The sequence below is a fragment of the Burkholderia sp. SR8 genome, assembly GCF_052851275.1.
This window is the reverse complement of the sequence record NZ_JAULUC010000063.1, coordinates 1-1,708: the sequence shown is the minus strand read 5'-3', so window position 1 is coordinate 1,708 and position 1,708 is coordinate 1. Positions and strand designations below refer to the sequence as shown.

The window sequence follows — 1,708 nt, the reverse complement described above, 5'->3', positions numbered from 1 at the left end:
TGAGCGCCGCCGTGTGCGCGATCACGCGGCGGCGCATCCGATCCGGACCGACCTCGCCCGGGTCGTTGCCTGTTTTCGTCACGGTGGTCTCCTGGATTGGGTATGTCGGGTTAGCACTAGATTGCATTTTTACTCGTTAAAGTGCAAAAATACAGTCATGGAAAACACCGACACCCCCTTGCAAGCCCGGTTGACAGTCGATGGCGCGACGTATCGCTTCGTCGATCTTCCCGGCCGGTTCGGCACCACGCTGCGCGAACTGCCCGTCGTACTGCGCCTGCTGCTCGAGAACGTAATCCGCAATACCGCCGGCGACGAGCGGCGGCAGGCCGTCGACGCGATCGTCGACTGGACGCGCCGCGCGACGAGCGACGCGGAGATCGCGTTCCAGCCGAACCGCGTGCTGATGCACGACACGACCAGCACGCCGGCGCTCGTCGATATCGCCGGGATGCGCGACGCACTGGCCGAAGCCGGCGCGGATCCGGCGTCGCTGAACCCGGTGCTGCCCGTCGATTCGTCGGTCGACCACTCGCTGGCCGTCGAATATTTCGCGCGGCCGGACGCCGCGCCGCTGAACCTGCAGCTCGAACTGCGCCGCAACGCGGAGCGCTACCGGTTCCTGCGCTGGGCGTCGAAATCGCTGACGGGCGTGCGCATCCATCCGCCGGGCACGGGGATCATGCATACGATCAACCTCGAGCAACTGGCGACGGTGGTCACGACGCTCGAGCGCGACGGCGAGCGCTGGGCCGTGCCCGACACGCTGATCGGCACCGACAGCCACACGCCGATGATCAACGGCATCGGCGTGCTCGGCTGGGGCGTCGGCGGGCTGGAGGCGCAGACGGTGATGTTCGGGATGCCGGTGATGCAGCGCATTCCCGACGTGATCGGCGTGCGCTTGACCGGCGCGTTGCGCGCGGGCGTGCTCGCGACCGATCTCGCGCTGACCGTCACGCAGCGGCTGCGGGCAATCGGCGTATCGGGAGAGTTCGTGGAATTCTTCGGCCCCGGTGTGGCGACGCTGCGCGCCGGCGAACGCGCGGTCGTCGCGAACATGGCGCCCGAATACGGCGCGACCACGGGCTTCTTCCCGGTGGACGGCAACACGCTCGACTACCTGCGCGAGACCGATCGCAGCGCAGCGGCGATCCGGCTCGTCGAAGCGTTCACGCGGCAGGCCGGCCTGTGGTTCGACCCGGCGGCCGAACCGCGCTACACGCGCACGATCGACATCGATCTCGCGTCGGTCGGCATGCACGTCGCCGGGCCGCGCCGCCCGCAGGACCTGCTCGACCATGCGCGGACGGCCGCCGCGCTCGCGCCGCTCGAATTCCGTCCCGCGCACCCGCATCCGTCGATGCCGAAGCACCCGGTCGCGATCGCCGCGATCACGAGCTGCACGAATACGTCCGACCCCGCGCTGCTGATCGCGGCCGGCCTCGTCGCGCGGAACGCGCGCGCGCTCGGGCTGAAGGTGCCCGCGTGGGTCAAGACGTCGCTCGGCCCCGGCTCTCCAGCCGCTGCGGCCTATCTCGAACGGGCCGGATTGGTCGACGACCTGTCGGCCGTCGGCTTCGATATCGTCGGGTACGGCTGCACGACCTGCATCGGCAACTCGGGGCCGCTGACCGAGCCGATCCGCGCCGCGCTCGCCGACGGGTCGATCCGGCCGGTCGCGATGCTGTCGGGGAACCGCAATTTT

General features: G+C 69.3%; 1 protein-coding gene. It reads left to right on the top strand.

Annotated features, from left to right (window positions below; all coding sequences use genetic code 11):
* Positions 1-157: 157 nt before the first annotated feature.
* Positions 158-1,708: aconitase family protein (locus Q3A80_RS31780; RefSeq protein ID WP_446332730.1), on the top strand; the 1,551-nt coding region annotated here is incomplete at its 3' end.